Genomic DNA, 16296 nt, shown 5'->3' on the forward strand with positions numbered 1-16296 from the left:
ACTCCAATAAACTATTGATCCACTATACTTTTACCATTGTTCTCAATCATATAAACAAACTCATCCTTGAACTTATTAATATAACTCTGTACTGGCCATGCTGCTGCATCACCTAGACCACAAATGGAATTACCTTCTATATTTGTTGCCACTCGAACTAAAGTATCTATATCCTCTGGCTTACCTTCACCAGCTACAATCCTATGTAGCGTACGTGCTAACCAACCAGTACCCTCTCTGCATGGTGTACACTGACCACATGATTCTTCATGATAGAAATCAGCCAGTCTTGCTAAAGTTTTTACCATACAGGTTGTTTCATCTAAAACTACAACTGCTCCTGAACCAAGCATCGATCCAGCTTCACCAATAGATTCATAATCCATATTGACTTTCATCATCTCTTCACCTGTAAGGATCTTTGATGAGCTACCGCCAGGAATCACAGCTTTTAGCTTTTTGCCACCACGAATACCGCCACACATTTCTAAAACATCTTTAAACGGAGTACCTAAACTGATCTCCATAACTCTTTGTTTCTCAACATGTCCTGAAATGCAAAAAAGCTTAGTACCGCCACTTTTTTCAGTACCTAACTTTTTGAACCACTCTCCGCCATGTTGTAATATCGCAGGAACAGAAGCATAAGTTTCTGTGTTATTAATATTCGTTGGCTTACCATACAAGCCCTTAAATGCTGGGAATGGCGGCTTAAATCTTGGTCGACCTTTCTTACCTTCCAAAGAATTTAGAAGAGCTGTCTCTTCACCACAAATATATGCACCAGCACCAACAGCCGAATACAAATCAAACGAGATGCCTGATGATTTAATATTTGAACCTAAAAGTCCCGCTTGATAAGCTTCTATAAGAGCATCTTCAAATCTAGCAATCGGCTCATAAAACTCACCTCTTGTGTAGTTATAACCCGCTGTAGCTCCTACAACATATCCAGCTATCGCCATACCCTCAATAAGCTGGTGAGGATTATTTCTAAGAATCTCCCTATCCTTACAAGTCCCCGGCTCACCTTCATCTGAATTACATACAACATATTTTTGTCCAGGGGCATTACGCGGCATAAAACTCCACTTTAGACCAGCAGGGAAACCAGCTCCACCACGACCTCTAAGTCCTGAAATCTTTAACTGTTCAATAATTTCTTCTGGTGGAATTTTCTCTGTTAAGATTTTATTCCAATATGAGTACCCACCAACAGAAAGGTAAGCTTCTAAGCTATATGGCTTATCCAGGTGTAAGGTACGAAAACAAACTTCATTTGCCATTTAACTACTCCAAAGAATCAATAAGTTGATTCACTTTTTCTATAGTTAGATTTTCATAAAAAACTTTATCCACCTCTAACATTGGTGAACCACAACAAGCTCCTTGACACTCTACTTCTTTTAGAGTTATACGACCATCCTTTGTAGTCTCACCAGGTTTGATACCAAGTTTTTTCTCAATATGTGCCAAAATCTCATACGCACCATTTAACATACAAGAAACATTTGTACATACGTTAAGCTTGTGTCTACCAACAGGCTTCAAATCATACATACAGTAAAAAGTTGCAACTTCATAAACATCAACTTTGCTTACCTGTAAGTACTCAGCCAAAGCTGTTTGTAAATCATCTGTTAAATAGCCACCATTTTGATCCTGTAATATATGTAAGCCTTCTAAAATAGCTGATCTTCTCTGATCTGCTGGAAACTTACTTAAAACCCTATCAATATCTTCTTTCGCTAGTGGCGATATTAAATCTACTAAAGACATATTTCCCTCTATCTATCTACATCACCAAACACGACATCTATTGTTGAGATAATCGCTGGAGTATCTGCTAACATATGCCCTGCCAATAATTCATCCATTGCACTAATGTGTGCAAAACCTGGAGCTCTCATCTTTAACCTATATGGTTTATTGGCGCCATCTGATTTGATATACACACCAAACTCACCTTTTGGATGCTCTGTACCAACATAAACCTCTCCTTCAGGAGTACAATACCCTTCAGAGAAAAGTTTGAAATGATGAATAAGCTCTTCCATATTATTTTTCATAGCATTTCTTCTTGGTGGGGCTACTTTATGATTATCAGAAAGCACTTCACCCGGATTAGCTCTTAACCAATCTACACACTGTTTAATAAGCTTATTTGATTCGCGCATTTCAGCCATTCTAACAAGATATCTGTCGTAGCAGTCACCGTTTGAACCAATAGGAATATCAAAATCCAACTGATCATAAACTTCATACGGCTGAGACTTTCTAAGATCCCAAGCAACACCACTTGCTCTTAACATAGGTCCTGTAAAACCAAGCTCTTTTGCTCGTTCAGCGGTTACAGTACCAATATCAACCGTTCTTTGCTTCCAAAGTCTATTATCCGTTAGAAGAGTATCAATCTCATCTAGAGATTTTTCAAAATCAACAACAAATGAATCTAGAAAATCTAACATGCTACCTTGTCTATTAGCATTCATCTTCTTAGTTTTTCTTTTGCTGTTAAATCTAGTTTTCTCATATTTTGGCATCTGTGTTGGTAAATCTCTAGCAACACCGCCTGGTCTAAAGTATGCCGCATGCATACGCGCACCAGAAACCGCCTCATAACAGTCAAACAAATCTTCTCTGACACGAAAAGCATACAAGAACACAGTCATTGCACCAAGGTCAATACCGCAGGCTGCTGCCCACAACAAATGGTTTAAAATCCTTGTCATTTCAGCAAACATAACTCGAATATATTGTGCTCTCTCTGGAACTTCTAATTCAAGTAACTTCTCAATTGCCATAACATAAGCATGCTCATTACACATCATAGATACATAATCTAATCTATCCATATAACCAATACTTTGATTATACGGCTTAAACTCAGCTAGCTTCTCTGTACCTCTGTGCAATAAACCAACATGCGGATCAGCCCTAACAACACTCTCGCCATCAAGCTCTAATATAAGCCTAAGAACACCATGCGCTGCTGGGTGAACTGGACCAAAGTTTAATGTATAGTTTTTATACTCTGCCATTACTATAAATCCATAGTTTTTTATTAGTTACGAATCACTCTTGGAGTGTTAACCCTATCATCAATCTCTACTGGTTCATATACCACTTTGCCAAGATTCTCATCATAACGCATCTCTACATAACCAGTTTGCGGGAAGTCTTTTCTTAATGGATGCCCCACAAAACCATAATCCGTAAGCACTCTTCTTAAATCTGGATGATTATTAAAATAAATTCCAAACATGTCGTAAACTTCTCTTTCAGCCCAGTTAGCCGAAGCCCATAAATCACTCACAGAATCAATTAAAATAATCTGTGCATCTTTTAGCTTACACTTCACACGCACGCGAACATTATTTTCCATGCTTAATAACTGATAGATAATTTCGAATCTATTATCAACATCTGCCGTTTTGAACCCTTGCTGACGGCCTCTTGAAAAGCCTTCTTGAGACACCGCCTTTCCAACCTGCCAATCTGACTGACCATAAGTTAAATAATCGACAGCTGTAACATCAGTCAATTGTTCAAAACAATAACTATTCCTCAACTTTTCTAAGATCAGGTGAATATCTCGCTGATCTTTAATAGCTATAGTTATTTCTTGATTAGCGATAGAATTCTCGACACCAAAACCGTCTAAAAACTTTGTTATATTATCAAAATGATCTTGTAACTTAAGGCTCACAATCACTTCCTCGCTATAGTATCTTTTCTAACAATCTTATTTTGCAACTGAATAATCCCATAAACGAGAGCTTCAGCAGTTGGCGGACAACCAGGCACATATATATCAACAGGTACAATCCTGTCACAGCCACGAACCACCGAATAAGAGTAATGGTAATACCCGCCACCATTTGCACATGATCCCATAGAAATAACCCATTTAGGATCAGGCATTTGATCGTAGACTTGACGTAAGGCTGGAGCCATTTTATTACATAGTGTACCAGCAACAATAAGCACATCTGACTGTCTTGGAGATGGCCTAAAAACTATACCAAATCTATCTAAATCATATCTAGCTGCACCTGCGTGCATCATCTCAACAGCACAACAAGCCAAACCTGTAGTTACTGGCCACATTGAACCAGTACGCACCCAATTTATAAGAGCATCAGCACTTGCAGTTATAAAACCTTTATTTTCGTTACCTATTCCCATTCCAAAGCTCCTTTTTTCCAGGCGTATATTAAGCCCAAAAATAGTACTACCAAGAATATTATCATCGCATAAAATGCATGATCTGAAATAGCAGGTATCCCAGCACCTGCTCTTAAGTTTATTCCCCAAGGAATAATAAATGCCAATTCAAGATCAAAAACCAAAAACAACACAGCTATTAGGTAAAAACGCACATCCAGCTTCTCTCTTGCATCGCCAAAAGTAGGGAAACCACATTCAAAAGTTTCACCCTTTGTTTTGCTTGGATTATTTGCACCAACGATCATTGACAAGACCTTACCTATAATCGCAAAAGCCGCCCCCAGACCAAAAGCTATAATAAGAAATATTAGTATTGGAGCAAACTGTTCATAAACATTAGTAGTCATAGAAAGAAATGATAAAAACAATTAGTGCCCCAATGATAGCATAATTAAGCTTCAAGTACAAAGTGATAGGGCCATTTATACCGAGCTCAAACCAGTGTTTCTAAAAAGATTAAATAAACTTCTTAGCAAAGCTTAAGTTTGATGGTTTTTAATATTTGCAATAAAATATTTTTTTATGCAAAATTTACTAAAATATTTCCTTAAAATAAAACATGAACTCTAAAAACCTTAACCTAAAAGAGCTTGGCCTAAAAGTAACACAACCGCGCCTTGAAATACTTAAATTATTTGAAAAGAATAAAGATGACCACTTAAGCCCTGATGATGTTTTCTCTAAATTGAAGGCACAGGGTAGCAGTACGGGAATAGCTACAGTTTATAGAGTATTATCTCAATTTGAATCCGCAGGTATTATAATTCGTCTAAAATTAGATAATGATCAAGTGATGTATGAGCTAAATCAAGGAGATCATCACGATCACATGATATGCTTGCAGTGCGGCAATATCGAAGAATTCTACAGTGAAGAAATCGAAAAATTACAAGAGCAAATAGTCAGAGATATGGGTGCTGAAATGGTAGATCACAGTCTAAATATATATGTCAAAAAATGTAAATCTTGTCCTAGAAAATAATTCCCAAAATAGCAATCATTAGTAAATAGCTATATAAGAAACTTAGTGTTACAAGCCCTTTAGTTACTATTCTTATCCCTAAAGTTTTTATCCAGAAGTTTAAAACACCTCTCATTTTTTTGATTTTTTGCAAAAAAAATATTGCTTTTAAATAAATTATTAATGATAATGATTATCATTATTGATAAATAGCCATAACACATGAAGATTTCTCAACTTCAAAAATCACAAAATCCTCTAGATATAGAATCATTAGAACTTATAGGGCTTACTATTAAAAACCTAAGCTTAAATCTAGAGAAATTTAAAGCAGAGGTATCTCACAAGCTTTTTGTTAGGGTTGCTATGGGTCTATATAGGGAAGGGTTATTAGGTCAATCTAAAAATACTAATAACACAATCCTTACATCTAACCTCACAAATAGCTCTCTACTAAAAATAGAGAAAGTTGCTACTTTTAGCCTTAATAGACCAATATTCAAAAATCTTGAAATCATAAATTCTGACTCAGGCAAATCAAAAAAAATAGATTCTCTAACAGAACTTCTAGACTGGGCTAAAGTAAATAATCCTCAGATTAGTTTAATAGACTGGAAACAATTTGAATTAGAAATAATGAATTCATATGAAAATGAGTTGTCTATGGGCGTATATCGAAACTTTTGGCAAAAACAGCTACTTAACAACATACAAAACTCTAATTCTGAAAACCTTTGGGATTGGATGAATGCCTCTATACCCAAGGATCAGCACTTATCTTTTTTGGAACAGTGGGGAGCTGTCGGACATATCTATCACCCAGGATCAAAAACTAAATTAGGATTGAGTAAATTTGAAAATATTATTTACTCACCAGAGTTTCAAGCAGAAGTAGATATCATCTTTGCAGCAATCCATAAGAACATTTCACACACAGAAATTATAGATGGCTTAAATACAACATATAGTGATTGGATGTCTAACAATTATCCTCAAGAATATAAACTATGGTGTTCTGAACTTGCAAAAAAAGGTTTTGATAGCAATGACTATTTAATGATTCCTGTTCATCCATGGCAAGCAGAGCACATCCTCGAGAGTAAGCATAAGTGTCTTATTGACTGTCATCAATTAATTATCTTAAATAATTGTACCTACTCCACCAAGCCAAGTATGTCTTTTCGAACAATGCTGCCATCAAAAAATTCATTAGATGCTCATATTAAGCTTCCCGTTGCTATCCATGCCACAAGTGTTATGAGAACAGTTTCACCAGAATCTGTAAAGACAGGCCCAAGAATAAGCTCAGTATTATCCAAAATTCTAGATAAAGAACCCCAAATATCTAAAAGTATGAATATTATTCCTGACTCAATAGGCATACATACGACAAAAGCTTGCCGTAAAGATGATATAAGACAATTATCTGCAATATTTAGAGAAAACCCCAATAAATATTTAAATGAAGGAGAAGTAATTACGCCATTAGCTAGCTTATTTGTTAAAACTCCAGACAACCAACCACTTATATGTGATATTTTAGATTTATTAGGCTGTCGTAGCAAAGATGAAATTTTAGAATACTTTAGAGGTTATACTAAAATAGCTCTAAGATCATGCCTAGATTTATATCTACTATATGGAATTGCTCTAGAAGCACATCAACAAAATACTCTAGTAGTTTTCAAAGACAACAAACCTCAAAGATTAATGGTAAGAGACCTTGGTGGTATGAGACTTCATTTACCAAGCTTAAGTGAGACTGGAATAAGTCTCCCAGAAGGAACCTTTTCATTAACCTTCACAAATTCGCAAACAACTACTAGGCGTAAGTTTATACACGCATGTTTACAAAGTAACATTGGCGAACTTGTATTACAACTAAGCTTACACTATAAAATTAACGAGCAATACTTCTGGAAAATTGTAAAACAAGAGATACAACAAAGGTTTAAAGATCTAAAACCCAGAATAAATAGTGACAAATATAATATTGAATATTCTGAGATATTAGAAAAACCTTGGACAATGAAAGCTCTTACAAGAATGCGTCTAAATGACAAGCTAGATTGTGATAAAGATGATATGCAAGGAGATATCTACGTTAACCTTCAAAATCCATTAATATTTTAAAAATGAGCAATTCAGTAAAATCACAAATAGCTCTGCTCTGCTGTTGCCAGCTTATAGTCATAATAGCAATGGAGATGAGCAACCCTTTTCTACCTATCTATTTACAATCATTAGCCAACTATGGACTACTATCTTCCAACACCTGGAGTGTGATGGCGTATTCTTTACCGCTTGTCTCAGCAATTATATTCTCACCTATATGGGGAAAATATGCAGACAAATTTGGTTATAAAACTATGATTCTAAGGGCAGCGGGAGCTTTAGCAGTCATCCAACTCCTAATATATATAACTGATAATATATTAATTTTTACCACTCTTAGGTTTATTCAAGGCGCAATTGCTGGATATCTTCTAGCATCTCAAAGCTATGCTGTAGTTATTGTATCTAAAGAATATAGAAGTAGAGTTCTTTCATGGCTACAGACATCAACAGCGATAGGAATAGCTTTAGGTCCGTTATTTGGTGGATTACTAGCCAATATATTAAATTATAGCCATATTTTTTTAATTAGTGCTTTAATTGCTGGCGTAACATTTATACTACTTCTTTTTAAACTAAAAAGTATAAGCCCTACTAACTATTCAAAAAAAGAAACTAAAGAACACAGCCCTCAGAACAAAGAGAAAAATAGATCTATTCATATATACTTTAGTATAATTTTTCTAAGTATATTCTTAGCTCAGACTGCAAAATTCTTACCTTTATCTTTCTTTGCAATTTATGCAGAAAATTTCTTTAGCTCAAACCCCATGATTATAGGTGCCATCTATGCAGCCCCAGCTTTTAGCTTACTCTTGATATCTGCTCCATTAGGACACTTATTTGATAAATTGTTAAAAAGAAATAATCAAAAATATTACTTTGCTAACAGATACTTTATTATCCTCTTTACTTTAGCTTCATTAGCTATATATACACATGCTACTACTCATAATATTTATCTAATAATAATTTCCAGACTTATCCTAGGTATTTCTTTTGCGGGTGCTTTACCTTGTTTATTTAGTTTAGCTTGTCAGGTTAAAGGTACAAACTTTGGTTACCTAATAGGATACTGCAATTCCTTTTCAAAATTTGGAAACCTAACTGGTATTTTTATTGGTGGAATAATATTTCAATTATCTAACATGCAAACAGTTTTTTATATTACAAGTCTAGTCTATGTTGCTTTAGCAATAATGTATATATGCCTACTATACTTATTTAGCCCAGCAATATCTAATATACAAAATAAGGAGGCTATTAATGCCTGAACTTAAAAACTCTAACAGTATTTTCAAAAAGATTACTAAAAATAAAGCACAAGAAATTACGACACTTTTTGGATCACCATGTTTTATAATAGATGAAGAAGCTTTAGTCAAACGTGGCATTGCTCTTCAGAAAGCTTTGACGTCTCAATACAAAAACTCTATAGCTGCTTACTCCGTTAAAACTCAACCTTTATCAAAGGTTATTAAAAGATTTTATGAAATTGGTTTTATACCAGAGGTCGTGTCAAGTGATGAATTTGATCTTATTGAAAAGCTTAAACTTAATAATAAAGGCATAATCTTTAATGGACCATATAAAACAGATAAAAGTCTTAAAAAAGCTCTTTCATTACCTAACTCAATAATAAATTGTGATCATTATGATGAAATAGAACGCATCTCTAATATAGCTAGCGATATGGGGGTTATAGCAAGTATAGGGTTAAGAGTATGCGACAATTCAACACCTGAAAATTGGTCTCGTTTTGGTTTTGCTTTAGAAAATATTGATAACAGCAATTGTGATATATTTAGAATCATTAATGATATAAAAAATATTCCTCAATTAAAACTATCTGGAATACACTGCCATATAGGTACAAATATTAGAGATCTATCACGCTTTAATGCAATGTCTACAAACATAGCCAAACTTGCTGAAGCAATCCTTATAAAATATGGTCAAACCTTAGACTGGATCGACTTAGGAGGAGGATTAGCAGGCACTAGTCCAAAATTAGATGATAATAAATCTGCTCCATACTCTCCCTATGATCTTGATCTTTATGCAGAAAGTATAATCTCACCCCTTAAAACATATTTAACAAAAACTAATAACCAAACAAAGTTAATATTTGAATTAGGAAGATCACTAGTAGATTATTCAACAGCCTTGATTAGTACTATTGTTGGATCAAGAGAAAACTCTTATGATTCACAAGTTTTAATAGCTGATGCTGGAATTCACATAGCCCCTACGACTCGAGTATATAATCACCCTATTTATAGTTTTAACCAAAATAGCTCAACTTCAAAAAAAACCTCTCTATTGGGACCTAGTTGTATGCAACATGATTACTTAGCTGAAAATATATTATTACCAGAACTAAAATATAAAGATCAAATTCTAGTTGATAACTTAGGTGCTTACAATATATCAAGGAATAATGAATTTATTCATCTAAAACCTAGCGTTATCTTAATAAACAAAAATAATAATTACCAAATACTTCGAGAAAAACAAAAACATTAATAGAATAGGCTATAAAATGAATTTAGATAAAAATATAAAATACATCCCGTTACTGGTGCTCTCAACATGGTTCCTTGGTAATATGGGGACACACTTTCTACTGCCACTACTCCCAACACTATCAAACGATTTAGGCTCTTCTGCCAAACTAACTCAATACATAATAGCTTTTTTTTTAGCAGGTAAAGCTTTGGGGATGATTTTCTATGGTCCTTTATCTGAAGTATACGGCCGACGTAAATTTATGCTAATCGGTTTATTACTATACATATTTAGTAGTCTCTTATGTGCAGTAGCTACTGATATTAAATGGTTGATATTATTTCGATTCATCCAAGGTCTGGGAGTCAGTGCTACAATATTGATGGGAAGAGTAATTATTAATGATTCATACCCAAATAACAAAGCTGCTAATGTTTTTGGCTATCTATTTGCTTTGGCTGCAGTAATTATTGCTTGTCTTCCTACTCTAGGAGGAATTATAGCAATTTTTAAAACCTGGCAGCTAGCTTTTATATCTATGCTAATTTATAGCTGCTTTATATTTGTAATAATGCTTAAGTATTTACCAGAAACTCAGGCTGATGATTCGAAGAAGAAACTATCTTTAATAGCAATTTTTAAAGATTATACTACTATCTTTAAACACCCAGTTTTCTTTGGCTACCTAATGTGCACAGGTCTAATGGTTGCTGGTGAGTCAGCCTTTAATACAAATTCAGCTTTTTTAATGGTAAAAACTTACGGAATCTCAGTAAAAGTCTATGGTGCAATGATGTCAAGCCTATTGGTTGCTCACCTATTAGGAGCTGTAATATGTGGACGCTATGTTGTTAAAAAAGGAATATCTAATCTGACAGGAATAGGAGCATTAATTTTAGTTTTTGCTGGGTTTTTTTTACTACTTACTTCATTATTAGGTTTTGATGGTCCATATATAACGATTTCAGCAATGTTTATCTACTTCTTAGGAACTGGTTTTATTATGACAACAGCCGCAGTCGGTGTAGTTTCACCATTCCCTAGAATGATTGGTACTGCGATGGCCTGTGCCTTATCACTAGAGTTCTTACTGTCATCTCTTAGCAGCTTCATAACAAGTCATCTTTCTATAGACTCCCTATCTCCTATTGCAATTTTAATAACTACTTTAAGCTTATTCTCTTTTGCAATGTGGTTTTTTTATATCAAGAAAAGCTAATCTATCAACTCTTGCTTTAAATGATATTGATTATCATTATTATTTAAACTATCATACAAAAATTCAAAACTCTCTACTAAAAAAATGATTAATATACTCAAGTACTTATTACTCTTTTTTATTCTAATATTATTCACTTTTAAAATATCTTTTTGTAATGCAGGCACATCGTCAAATCAACATAATTTAGGCTCTAAACAGTTGACATCTAAGCTTCAGTCTCAAATTCAAGAACTACAAACAGAGATAAATAACCTAAAGCAACATAATAGTAATAATGGATTTACAACATACAATTCAAAAGTAGAAGATATCATAGACCTAAAGCCTAATGACACAACTAATACATACGAAATCTTGACAAATATTGATGAAGAAAGCTCTATTGCAAACTCAAAAAATAAATCAATTGGTGGAATTTTTGATAAAGATGGTGGAATAAATGTGGGGAATGCCCCAGCTATTACTACTCAAGGTGAGGTAACTTATTTAGGTTCTTACTCAGGAAACAATACTATTCCAATAGGTATGATTTCTGGTAACCTTTTTGCTTCAACGCTATTTGGCCAAAGAGGCAAGTTCGATGACTATTCTGTTTTTTTTGGAGGCAAAATTGAGATTGACGCTCAAATATGGTCTGGAAGTAAGAACATTGTTAATACATCCACCTCCTTACCTAGTAATGGACAAAATATATATCTAACTGCTGCGAATTTATACTTTTTATCTAATATTGGACATTATGTAACAGCACAGTTTGACTTTGACACTACTGAGTTAGGTAGCTTTGGACTCGGAAATGCTTTTGTAATATTTGGTAATTTAGATACTTCACCATTTTTCCTAACTGCAGGAAGAAATAAGCTCTCAGTTGGAGCTTTTGGTGGAGGTGGACCGTGGACAGGAGGCATAACGAAGAGTTTCTTGGCGCCAGGTAAAGTTACAAATGTCTCGCTTAATTATAAAGATGATATTTGGAATGCAAATATTGCTGTTTTTGGATCTAACGATAATCAAGCAAATTTTTCAACAGGACTTTTTTATGCTCAAAGATGGACTCAAGATATAGCTGTAGGCTTTAATACTGGATACGTATATAATATGGCTGGGGCAGGTAACTCATCATTAAGTAGCTTTTTGCAAACTCAAAAAAAGCCTAACGATATCATAGGTAGTTTTGATATCAATGGAAATATAACCTACTCTTTAGGTGGTGGATTCTTAAATATCGGGTTAGGCTGGGCTACTACTACAAACAAGAAAGATTTTAATGGTGATAGCAACGAAGTTCTAGCTGGTGCAATGTATGGAGCTTTAAACTACTCTTTAGTTTTAGGTGGAAGGAATACCAATTTCGGAGCTTCTTATGGGCAATCATATAATGCAACTAACATAACTATGCCTCTTGCTGCATCACCTTTATATTTTGCTAAATCAACTTCAGGTATAAAAAACCAGATAATCCTATCAACTCAGAGAGCTTATTTTGATGATAATGTCTTATTTGGTCCAGAATATGTTTATCAAAAACTTTACAACGGAAAACATATGAATACAGTTACACTAGACATTTCTATATATATTTAAAAGTTAAAAAAACAATTAATCTTATATAAGGTTACTTATACTTTCTACCAATATCCATTGGCTTCAAAACGATCTATAAAGTGCTGACTAAAATGAAGCTTATTAAGCTTTATGTTTTCCAAAAGCTTTTTATACTGACCTGCTTGGAAGATATAATTTAATACATAAAAAACATTACCCTTACCGACTATTTTTTCTATTTTCTCTTCAAAATCAGTAAAATCCGCTTTCTCATCGACATAGTCATCCAATTTAGCACAAAGCTTATCCATAGTTTTTTCTTCAGCTCTATCAAAGTGTTTAGCTACTTCATAGTGAAACTCATACTTACTATCATGAAAGAAAGGATAAACATTACCCTCCCATGCAGCTTTATAAGCATCATCAACATAGTTACTACTTAGCACATTTAATTTCATAAGATCATAATAATATTTGTTATTCATTGCGTGCTCCTACTTATTTAGTTCTTCTTGAACAATTTGATTAACTTGCTTAGGATTAGCCTTGCCCTTACTTGCTTTCATCGCCTGGCCAACAAAGAAGCCCATCAGTTTGGTCTTACCAGCTTTAAAGTCAGCTGCTTGCTGAGGGTTTGCAGAGATTATAGATTGCACTAACTCTCTTATCGCGCCTTCATCAGATACTTGTTTAAGACCTAATTCTTCAATTATAACATCTATTGCTCGAGGATTCTCAATAAAGCTTGCGATAACCTTTTTACCATTAGCTTGTGAGATAATATCTTTTTGTACATTAGTAATAATCTCCAGTAGAAACTCACTAGGTACAATACTTGTAGAGAATTCTTTATCAAGCTTATTCAATGTAGATACAAGATCAACAGTTACCCAATTATAAGCAACCTTATAGCCAACATTAGGTGCAATTTGATCATAATAATCAGCAATCTCAAGATTAGATAATAAAAACTCAACCTCTTGATCTATCAAATGCTCACGATATACAGCCTCACGCTCCTCAGGCTTCAGAGGCATTTGTTTTTTGATTTGATCTATATATTCATCTGTAAGCTTAATCGGTAATAGGTCAGGATCAGGAAAATAGCGATAATCAAAAGCATCTTCTTTTGCACGCATAGAACGCGTCTCATTGGCGTCAGCATTATATAGACGTGTCTCTTGAACAACCTCTCCTCCAGACTCTAACACCGTAATTTGACGGTTAAACTCATACTCAATAGCTTTATCAATGAACTTAAATGAATTAATGTTTTTAAGCTCGGCACGAGTACCAAATTCCCTTTGTCCAGTTGGTCTTGTAGAGAGATTCACATCACATCTAAATGAACCCTCTTGCATATTACCATCACAAATATTTAAATGCTTAACTAGCTGGTGCAACTTCTTCAAGTATACAACAACCTCTTCTGCTGAACGAAAATCAGGATGAGTAACAATTTCAAGCAATGGAGTTCCAGCACGGTTATAATCCAAACCAGTCTCCCCTACTACATAGCCATGAATCGACTTACCTGCATCTTCCTCAAGATGAGCTCTCTCAATACGGATAGTTTTTTGATTATTTGAAGTTTCTATTTCGAGCTTACCATCTTGTACTATAGGGTTATGCGACTGACTTGTCTGGTATCCTTTTGGTAAATCCGGATAAAAATAGTTCTTACGCGCAAAGAAACTATCTTTTGAAATTTTAGCATCTACAGCTAGTCCAAAAATTATAGCTTTACGAACAGCTTCTTTATTTAATACAGGTAAAGTACCTGGTAAACCTAAGTCTAGAAACGATGCTTGTGTATTTTGATGCTGCCCATACTTAGTTGCCGAAGTTGAGAAAAGCTTAGATTTTGTATTTAATTGAATATGAACTTCAAGTCCTATTACCATTTCCCAATTCATCTAATAAATCCTCGCCTGTTCTAATATAAAATCTTCAACGCCATGCTCTTTTTGGTATTGTGCAACTAGCTGTGTTAAAACATTGTCATTAAACGCTTTACCCATAAGCTGCCCGCCTACTGGTAAGCCATTGGCAAAACCAATAGGAAAAGATATCGCTGGCAAACCAGAGATATTTGCTAGAATTGTATACACATCTGACAGATATGCTGAAACAGGATCTAGTTTATCACCCTTTTTGAATGCTTCACTTGGCGATGCTGGCATAAAGATTGCATCAACCTCTTTGAAGATATCATTCATTTGATCTGTCATAACTCTACGCAACTGCTGAGCCTTGTTATAATACGAATCATACTGACTAGATGCTAATACATAGTTACCGATCATAATTCTGCGTTTAACTTCCTCACCAAAACCTTCTGTGCGAGAGAATCTATACAGCTCATCGAGGTTTTGTGCTTTATCACTACGATAACCATAACGCACGCCATCAAACCTAGCTAAATTAGCCGCGGCCTCTGCTGGTGTGATTATATAATATGTTGAAAGAGCTTCTTTTAAATCCGGAACTTTTATAAATTTTATTTCAGCTCCTAGTTTTTTAAAGTTATCTAGAGTTACTTGGATGGATTGTTGAATTTGCTCAGGTAAATCTTTGATTAAATTCTCATCAATACCAATTATTTTTCCATTGATGCTTTTGTCTAAATCTTTTGTGAAAATATTTGGCTCAATACCAACACAAGTAGAATCAAACTCACACTCTCCGGAAATTGTATCAAGCATAATAGCCACATCCTCTGCATAATGACCAAAAATACCAGCTTGGTCAAAAGATGATGCAAATGCCACCATTCCATGCCTAGAGGTAGAGCCATAAGTTGGTTTCATAGCTGTCAGGCCACAGAAGCTCGCCGGCTGTCTCACAGATCCTCCAGTATCAGAACCTGTACTAACTGGGCAGAATCCCGCCGCAACCGCAGCAGCCGATCCTCCTGATGACCCACCTGGCACTCGCTCCAAATCCCAAGGGTTACTGACAGCACCGTAGTAACTATGCTCATTAGTAGAGCCCATAGCGAACTCATCCATATTAAGTTTGCCAAGTGTTACCATACCACTATCTTTACACTTCTTAGTAACCGTAGAGTCATACGGTGCAACGAAATTATCTAGCATTTTTGAAGCAGCTGTTGTTTTGATATCTTTTGTGCAAAACAAGTCTTTATGCAAAATTGGTATCCCAGTTAATAAACTCTGTTTGCCTTGAGCTATTGCATCATCTGCTTTTTGAGCTTCTTGTAAAGCTTGATCTTCGCATAAAGTAATTACAGAGTTTATATCCTGATCTTGCTTTTGAATCTTTGCTAAGTAGCGTTTTGACAACTCAACAGCTGTTATTTTACCACTATCTAGTTTGGCTCTTAATTGTTTAATATATGACATCTATCTACCCTACTTAACTACCTGTGGCACCATGAAATAATCATCTTCAACCTCACAAGCAAACTTATCAAAACTTGCTCTGTTATCTTGCTCTTGGGGAACATCTTCACGAAACTTAAAATCAATATCAATAGGAGATACCATAGGCTTGGCACCCTGTGCATCAAACTCTTTAACAGTATCTAAAATCTCACAAATACTTGTAAGATCTTTAGTATATTTCTCAAGCTGCTGATCTGTTAAATCAAAACTTGATAGTTTAGCGATATGCTTAACTAATTTCTTATCCATAACACACCTAAATAAATTAATATTTGAATAAATACAATATGATTATAAAGTACTAGTGA

16 protein-coding genes are annotated in these 16296 nt (G+C 34.7%); 6 read left to right on the forward strand and 10 right to left on the reverse strand.

Translation table 11 applies throughout. The features are described from left to right. Positions 1-11 precede the first annotated feature (11 nt). The 6 genes from nuoF to ndhC are packed head-to-tail and all read right to left on the reverse strand — an operon-like array spanning position 12 to position 4577. On the reverse strand, positions 12-1286 hold the full coding sequence (gene nuoF, locus QI37_RS05675; protein ID WP_040009378.1) for an NADH-quinone oxidoreductase subunit NuoF: 1275 nt from the start codon (positions 1284-1286) through the stop codon (positions 12-14). 4 nt (positions 1287-1290) lie between these two features. Beyond that, positions 1291-1779, reverse strand: a complete 489-nt coding sequence (locus QI37_RS05680; RefSeq protein ID WP_040009379.1) for an NADH-quinone oxidoreductase subunit NuoE family protein — start codon at positions 1777-1779, stop codon at positions 1291-1293. A gap of 8 nt (positions 1780-1787) precedes the next feature. Beyond that, on the reverse strand, positions 1788-3041 hold the full coding sequence (locus tag QI37_RS05685; RefSeq protein ID WP_040009380.1) for an NADH-quinone oxidoreductase subunit D: 1254 nt from the start codon (positions 3039-3041) through the stop codon (positions 1788-1790). Positions 3042-3064: 23 nt separating this feature from the next. Next, positions 3065-3709 (reverse strand): NADH-quinone oxidoreductase subunit C, encoded by a 645-nt coding sequence (locus tag QI37_RS05690; protein ID WP_040009381.1) that lies wholly within the window; start codon positions 3707-3709, stop codon positions 3065-3067. A gap of 2 nt (positions 3710-3711) precedes the next feature. Next, positions 3712-4188, reverse strand: a complete 477-nt coding sequence (locus tag QI37_RS05695; RefSeq protein ID WP_040009382.1) for a NuoB/complex I 20 kDa subunit family protein — start codon at positions 4186-4188, stop codon at positions 3712-3714. Then, a complete protein-coding gene (gene ndhC, locus QI37_RS05700; RefSeq protein WP_040009383.1) occupies positions 4179-4577 on the reverse strand; it encodes an NADH-quinone oxidoreductase subunit A in 399 nt (132 codons plus the stop codon). Before ndhC ends, QI37_RS05695 begins: the two co-directional genes overlap by 10 nt. Before the next feature lie 212 nt (positions 4578-4789). Between ndhC and QI37_RS05705 the strand changes: the two genes are divergently transcribed. The 6 genes from QI37_RS05705 to fslE all read left to right on the forward strand — a co-directional run bounded on the left by QI37_RS05705 (position 4790) and on the right by fslE (position 12620). Next, on the forward strand, positions 4790-5212 hold the full coding sequence (locus QI37_RS05705) for a Fur family transcriptional regulator (protein ID WP_040009384.1): 423 nt from the start codon (positions 4790-4792) through the stop codon (positions 5210-5212). Positions 5213-5413: 201 nt separating this feature from the next. After that, the gene (fslA, locus tag QI37_RS05710; protein WP_040009387.1) at positions 5414-7324 is read left to right on the forward strand and encodes a rhizoferrin biosynthesis protein FslA; all 1911 of its coding nucleotides are present in this window, start codon (positions 5414-5416) and stop codon (positions 7322-7324) included. 2 nt (positions 7325-7326) lie between these two features. After that, on the forward strand, positions 7327-8580 hold the full coding sequence (gene fslB / locus QI37_RS05715; RefSeq protein WP_040009390.1) for a rhizoferrin export MFS transporter FslB: 1254 nt from the start codon (positions 7327-7329) through the stop codon (positions 8578-8580). After that, the gene (gene fslC / locus QI37_RS05720; protein ID WP_040009392.1) at positions 8573-9832 is read left to right on the forward strand and encodes a rhizoferrin biosystnesis N-citrylornithine decarboxylase FslC; all 1260 of its coding nucleotides are present in this window, start codon (positions 8573-8575) and stop codon (positions 9830-9832) included. Before fslB ends, fslC begins: the two co-directional genes overlap by 8 nt. A gap of 16 nt (positions 9833-9848) precedes the next feature. Further along, positions 9849-11033 carry a rhizoferrin import MFS transporter FslD gene (gene fslD, locus QI37_RS05725; protein WP_040009395.1) on the forward strand — a complete coding sequence of 395 codons (1185 nt, stop codon included), beginning with the start codon at positions 9849-9851 and terminating at the stop codon, positions 11031-11033. Positions 11034-11117: 84 nt separating this feature from the next. Further along, positions 11118-12620, forward strand: a complete 1503-nt coding sequence (fslE, locus tag QI37_RS05730; protein WP_040009397.1) for a rhizoferrin import outer membrane protein FslE — start codon at positions 11118-11120, stop codon at positions 12618-12620. Positions 12621-12664: 44 nt separating this feature from the next. Here the strand turns inward: fslE and QI37_RS05735 are convergent, their stop codons facing one another. Genes QI37_RS05735 through gatC form a run of 4 tightly spaced genes read right to left on the reverse strand, consistent with a single transcriptional unit; the run spans position 12665 to position 16237 of the window. Then, positions 12665-13066: a hypothetical protein gene (locus QI37_RS05735; RefSeq protein ID WP_040009401.1), complete on the reverse strand. Its 402-nt coding sequence runs from the start codon at positions 13064-13066 to the stop codon at positions 12665-12667. Between the two features lie 9 nt (positions 13067-13075). Next, positions 13076-14497 carry an Asp-tRNA(Asn)/Glu-tRNA(Gln) amidotransferase subunit GatB gene (gatB, locus tag QI37_RS05740; protein ID WP_040009403.1) on the reverse strand — a complete coding sequence of 474 codons (1422 nt, stop codon included), beginning with the start codon at positions 14495-14497 and terminating at the stop codon, positions 13076-13078. Then, positions 14498-15946 carry an Asp-tRNA(Asn)/Glu-tRNA(Gln) amidotransferase subunit GatA gene (gatA, locus tag QI37_RS05745; protein ID WP_040009405.1) on the reverse strand — a complete coding sequence of 483 codons (1449 nt, stop codon included), beginning with the start codon at positions 15944-15946 and terminating at the stop codon, positions 14498-14500. A gap of 9 nt (positions 15947-15955) precedes the next feature. Further along, positions 15956-16237, reverse strand: a complete 282-nt coding sequence (gene gatC, locus QI37_RS05750) for an Asp-tRNA(Asn)/Glu-tRNA(Gln) amidotransferase subunit GatC (RefSeq protein WP_040009407.1) — start codon at positions 16235-16237, stop codon at positions 15956-15958. Positions 16238-16296 lie beyond the last annotated feature (59 nt).

Source organism: Candidatus Francisella endociliophora (assembly GCF_000764555.1).
Taxonomy (GTDB): Bacteria; Pseudomonadota; Gammaproteobacteria; order Francisellales; family Francisellaceae; genus Francisella; species Francisella endociliophora.

Bases quoted from the DNA above. Each gene is read 5' to 3' on its own strand.
- QI37_RS05695 (WP_040009382.1), bottom strand. From the start codon at position 4,188: ATGGGAATAGGTAACGAAAATAAAGGTTTTATAACTGCAAGTGCTGAT.
- fslA (WP_040009387.1), top strand. From the start codon at position 5,414: ATGAAGATTTCTCAACTTCAAAAATCACAAAATCCTCTAGATATAGAA.
- QI37_RS05680 (WP_040009379.1), bottom strand. From the start codon at position 1,779: ATGTCTTTAGTAGATTTAATATCGCCACTAGCGAAAGAAGATATTGAT.
- gatC (WP_040009407.1), bottom strand. From the start codon at position 16,237: ATGGATAAGAAATTAGTTAAGCATATCGCTAAACTATCAAGTTTTGAT.
- QI37_RS05685 (WP_040009380.1), bottom strand. From the start codon at position 3,041: ATGGCAGAGTATAAAAACTATACATTAAACTTTGGTCCAGTTCACCCA.
- fslC (WP_040009392.1), top strand. From the start codon at position 8,573: ATGCCTGAACTTAAAAACTCTAACAGTATTTTCAAAAAGATTACTAAA.
- gatB (WP_040009403.1), bottom strand. From the start codon at position 14,497: ATGAATTGGGAAATGGTAATAGGACTTGAAGTTCATATTCAATTAAAT.
- nuoF (WP_040009378.1), bottom strand. From the start codon at position 1,286: ATGGCAAATGAAGTTTGTTTTCGTACCTTACACCTGGATAAGCCATAT.
- fslE (WP_040009397.1), top strand. From the start codon at position 11,118: ATGATTAATATACTCAAGTACTTATTACTCTTTTTTATTCTAATATTA.
- QI37_RS05735 (WP_040009401.1), bottom strand. From the start codon at position 13,066: ATGAATAACAAATATTATTATGATCTTATGAAATTAAATGTGCTAAGT.
- ndhC (WP_040009383.1), bottom strand. From the start codon at position 4,577: ATGACTACTAATGTTTATGAACAGTTTGCTCCAATACTAATATTTCTT.
- fslD (WP_040009395.1), top strand. From the start codon at position 9,849: ATGAATTTAGATAAAAATATAAAATACATCCCGTTACTGGTGCTCTCA.
- gatA (WP_040009405.1), bottom strand. From the start codon at position 15,946: ATGTCATATATTAAACAATTAAGAGCCAAACTAGATAGTGGTAAAATA.
- QI37_RS05705 (WP_040009384.1), top strand. From the start codon at position 4,790: ATGAACTCTAAAAACCTTAACCTAAAAGAGCTTGGCCTAAAAGTAACA.
- fslB (WP_040009390.1), top strand. From the start codon at position 7,327: ATGAGCAATTCAGTAAAATCACAAATAGCTCTGCTCTGCTGTTGCCAG.